Source organism: Burkholderia sp. Se-20378 (genome assembly GCF_017104665.1).
GTDB lineage: Bacteria > Pseudomonadota > Gammaproteobacteria > Burkholderiales > Burkholderiaceae > Burkholderia > Burkholderia lata.
This window is the reverse complement of record NZ_JAAGPG010000615.1, coordinates 1-4490: the sequence shown is the minus strand read 5'-3', so window position 1 is coordinate 4490 and position 4490 is coordinate 1. Positions and strand designations below refer to the sequence as shown.

General features: G+C 66.2%; 4 protein-coding genes. 3 read left to right on the top strand and 1 reads right to left on the bottom strand.

Annotation, left to right across the window (positions count from 1 at the left end):
* The 3 genes from G3N93_RS34880 to G3N93_RS34870 all read left to right on the top strand — a co-directional run.
* Nucleotides 1-1363 (top strand): aminopeptidase family protein P (locus G3N93_RS34880; RefSeq protein ID WP_206135003.1); only part of this gene is annotated, 1363 nt, incomplete at its 5' end.
* Between the two features lie 55 nt (nucleotides 1364-1418).
* Nucleotides 1419-1970: a cysteine hydrolase family protein gene (locus G3N93_RS34875; protein WP_206123820.1), complete on the top strand. Its 552-nt coding sequence runs from the start codon at nucleotides 1419-1421 to the stop codon at nucleotides 1968-1970.
* Nucleotides 1967-2590, top strand: a complete 624-nt coding sequence (locus G3N93_RS34870; protein WP_174942297.1) for an HAD family hydrolase — start codon at nucleotides 1967-1969, stop codon at nucleotides 2588-2590. Before G3N93_RS34875 ends, G3N93_RS34870 begins: the two co-directional genes overlap by 4 nt.
* 136 nt (nucleotides 2591-2726) lie before the next feature.
* On the opposite strand, the gene ettA is transcribed toward G3N93_RS34870, so the two are convergent.
* Nucleotides 2727-4394, bottom strand: coding sequence for an energy-dependent translational throttle protein EttA (ettA, locus tag G3N93_RS34865; protein WP_039318818.1), 1668 nt, complete (start codon nucleotides 4392-4394; stop codon nucleotides 2727-2729).
* Nucleotides 4395-4490 lie beyond the last annotated feature (96 nt).

Below are 4490 nucleotides of genomic sequence, written 5' to 3'. Positions count from 1 at the left end.
GCTCGACGCGATCTGGCCCGAGCGGCCGGGGCTGCCCGGCGACGCGGTGTTCGAGCACGCGGCGCCGCAGGCCGACACGACGCGCGCGAGCAAGCTGGCCGAAGTGCGCCGCGCGATGAGCGCACAGGGTGCGCAATGGCATTTCGTCTCGACGCTCGACGACCTCGCTTGGCTGTTCAACCTGCGCGGCGCCGACGTCAACTTCAATCCCGTATTCGTTGCGCACGCAATGATCGGCGCCGATCGCGCGACGCTGTTCGTCGCCGACGGCAAGGTGTCGCCGGCGCTGGCCGCGTCGCTCGCGAAGGATGGTGTCGACGTTCGCGCCTACGACGCCGCGCGCGCCGCGCTTGCGGCGCTGCCCGACGGCGCGACGCTGCTGATCGATCCGCGCCGCGTGACGTTCGGCACGCTCGAGGCCGTGCCGGCCGGCGTGAAGCTCGTCGAGGCCGTGAATCCGTCGACGTTCGCGAAGTCGCGCAAGACGTCCGCCGAGATCGAGCACGTGCGTGTGACGATGGAACACGACGGCGCAGCACTCGCGGAATTCTTCACGTGGTTCGAGCAGGCCGTGAACCGCGAGACGATCACCGAACTGACGATCGAGGAAAAACTCACGGCCGCACGTGCGCGGCGCCCCGGCTACGTGTCGGCGAGCTTCGCGACGATCGCGGGTTTCAACGCGAACGGCGCGATGCCGCATTACCACGCGACGCCGGAGTCGCACGCGACGATCGCCGGCGACGGCCTGCTGTTGATCGATTCGGGCGGCCAGTACGTGACGGGCACGACCGACATTACGCGCGTCGTGCCGGTCGGTACCGTCAGCGACCTGCAGCGGCGCGATTTCACGATCGTGCTGAAGTCGATGATGGCGCTGTCGCGCGCCCGCTTCCCGCGCGGCATCCGCTCGCCGATGCTCGACGCGATCGCGCGCGCACCGATGTGGGCGGCCGGGCTCGACTACGGCCATGGTACGGGGCACGGCGTCGGCTACTTCCTGAACGTGCACGAAGGCCCGCAGGTGATCTCGCACTACGCGCCGGCCGAACCGTACACGGCGATGGAAGAGGGCATGATCACGTCGATCGAGCCGGGCGTGTACCGTCCCGGCCAATGGGGCATCCGGATCGAGAACCTGGTCGTGAATCGCGCGGCCGGGAAGACGGAATTCGGCGATTTCCTCGCATTCGAGACGCTGACGCTGTGCCCGATCGACACGCGCTGCGTGCTGATCGAAATGCTGCACGACGAAGAACGCGCGTGGCTGAACGCGTATCACGCGACGGTGCGCGAGCGTGTCGGCCGGCACCTGAGCGGCGATGCCAAGGCGTGGCTCGACGCGCGCACCCAGCCGATCTGACGCAACAAGCGATAACGGCCGGACAACGGCCGAACGACACAACCGAGGGCAAACAATGGCCGACACTGCAGTGATCGTGGTCGACATGCAGCGCGGGCTGGTGGAGCGGGCGCAGCCCGCTTACCGGCTCGATGACGTGGTATCGGGCATCAACCGGCTGACGGCGGCGGCGCGCGCGGCGAACGCGCCCGTGTGCTTCGTGCAGCACGACGGCGATGCGGACGACGACATCGTGCCCGGCACGCCGGGCTGGGAGCTGCATGCGGGGCTGGTCGTCGGGAACGACGACTGGCGCGTGCGCAAGCAGATGAGCGACTCGTTTCACGACACGCCGCTCGCGGCGCAGCTCGACCGCCACGGCATCCGTTCGGTGCTGATCTGCGGCTATGCGACCGAGTTCTGCGTCGATTCGGCCGCGCGCCGCGCGGCGCTGCTCGGCTATCGGACGACGGTCGTGTCCGATCTGCACACGACGAACGAGCGTACGCACCTGTCGGCCGCGCAGATCGTCGCGCACCATCACTTCGTATGGCAAAACAATACGCTGTCTGGCAACCCGGTGACGCCGCGTCCGCTCGCGGACGTTCTTTCGACGGAGTTCGCATGACGATCAAGGCCGTGGTGTTCGATTTTGGCGGCGTGCTGATCGACTGGAGTCCCGAGTACCTTTACCGGGAGCTGATTCCCGATGACACGGAGCGTCGCTGGTTTCTCACGCACGTGTGCGCGATGGACTGGGTGATTCGCCAGGACGGCGGGCAGACGATCGAGGAAGGCACGGCCGAGCTCGTCGCGAAGTTCCCGGAGCACGAGGCACTGATCCGTGCGTTCTACGTGCGGTGGCACGAGATGATCGGCGGCGTGCTCGACGAAGGCGCCGCGCTCGTTGACCGGCTCGACGCACAGGGGATGCCGCTGTTCGGGCTGACGAACTGGTCCGCGCAGACATTCCCGTATGCGTGGGACAACTTCCCGGTGCTGCGGCGTTTCAAGGAGATCGTCGTGTCGGGCCGCGTGAAGCTCGTGAAGCCCGATCCGGCGATCTACCGCGAGATGCATGCGCGGATCGAGCCGCACTTGCCGGGTATCGCGCCGCACGAACTCGTGTTCATCGACGACAACGCGAAAAATGCCGCGGCTGCGACGGCGCTCGGCTGGCACGGCATTCATCACACGAGTGCTGCGACGACCGAGGCACGGCTGCGCGAACTGGGCGCGCTCGCGTAAGCGGCAGGCGAGCAGCCAGTCATCGGATAAAAAAAGCGGGCCAGTGGCCCGCTTTTTTGTTGTGCCGCTTCTGAAGCGGCCACCCTCGTTGCCTGGCCCTGCGTTGCCGCAGTGCCGGGCACCGGGGTCGTGCCGGTCAGCGGCTGATCGGCTTGTAGCGCAGGCGCTTCGGCTTCGCGGCTTCCTCGCCGAGGCGTGCACGCTTGTCGGCTTCGTACTCCTGGTAGTTGCCGTCGAAGAACGTGACCTGCGAATCGCCTTCGAACGCGAGGATGTGCGTCGCGATCCGGTCGAGGAACCAGCGATCGTGCGAGATCACCATCACCGAGCCCGCGAATTCGAGCAGCGCGTCTTCCAGCGCGCGCAGCGTTTCGACGTCGAGGTCGTTCGACGGTTCGTCAAGCAGCAGCACGTTGCCGCCCGAGATCAGCGTCTTCGCGAGGTGCAGGCGGCCGCGTTCACCGCCGGACAGGTTGCCGACGATCTTCTGCTGGTCGCCGCCCTTGAAGTTGAAGCGGCCGATGTACGCGCGCGACGGCGTTTCGTACTTGCCCACCGTCAGCACGTCGGCGCCGCCCGAGATTTCCTCGAACACCGTCTTCGTACCGTCGAGCGCGTCGCGGCTCTGGTCGACGTACGCGAGCTTCACGGTCGGCCCCATCACGACTTCGCCCGAATCCGGCTGTTCCTTGCCCGTGAGCATCCGAAACAGCGTCGACTTGCCGGCGCCGTTCGGGCCGATGATGCCGACGATCGCGCCAGCCGGGATCTTCAGGTTCAGGTTGTCGATCAGCAGGCGGTCGCCGAACGCCTTGCTGACGTTCTTGAACTCGATCACTTCATTGCCGAGGCGGTCGCCGACCGGGATGAAGATTTCCTGCGTCTCGTTGCGCTTCTGGTATTCCTGGCTGTTCAGTTCCTCGAAGCGCGCGATACGGGCCTTCGACTTCGCCTGGCGGCCCTTCGGGTTCTGGCGCACCCACTCCAGTTCCTTCTTGATCGCCTTCTGGCGCGCCGATTCCGACGCTTCTTCCTGCTTCAGGCGCTCTTCCTTCTGGTCGAGCCAGCTGCTGTAGTTGCCCTTCCACGGAATGCCGTGGCCGCGGTCGAGTTCGAGAATCCACTCGGCCGCGTTGTCGAGGAAGTAGCGATCGTGGGTGACCGCGACGACGGTGCCCGGGAAGCGCACCAGGAACTGCTCGAGCCAGTCGACCGATTCCGCGTCGAGGTGGTTGGTCGGTTCGTCGAGCAGCAGCATGTCGGGCTTTTCGAGCAGCAGCTTGCACAGCGCGACGCGGCGCTTTTCACCGCCCGACAGGTGTTCGATCTTTGCATCCCACGCCGGCAGGCGCAGTGCGTCGGCGGCCACTTCGAGCTGCTGCTCGGGGCTGCCGCCGTCGCTCGACGCGAGGATCGCCTCGTACTTCGCCTGCTCGGCTGCGAGCGCGTCGAAGTCGGCGTCCGGCTCCGCGTACGCCGCGTAGATTTCCTCGAGCTTCTTGTTGGCCTGGAACAGGTCGCCGAGGCCTTCCTCGACGGCTTCGCGCACCGTCTTCGTCGGGTCGAGCTGCGGTTCCTGCGGCAGGTAGCCGATGTTCAGGTTCGGCATCGGCGTCGCTTCGCCTTCGATGTCCTTGTCGACGCCCGCCATGATGCGGATCAGCGTCGATTTGCCCGAGCCGTTCAGGCCGAGCACGCCGATCTTCGCGCCGGGAAAGAACGACAGCGAGATGTCCTTCAGGATCTGGCGCTTGGGCGGCACGATCTTGCCGACCCGGTTCATCGTGAAAACGTATTGGGCCATTTCGGTGTGAAATTCAGAAGTGGTTGAGACTGCCGCGCAGCGCGCGGGCGTGGCGGCGTCGGGTGATTCGGTACGGAGAGATCGGAAGAGCACACG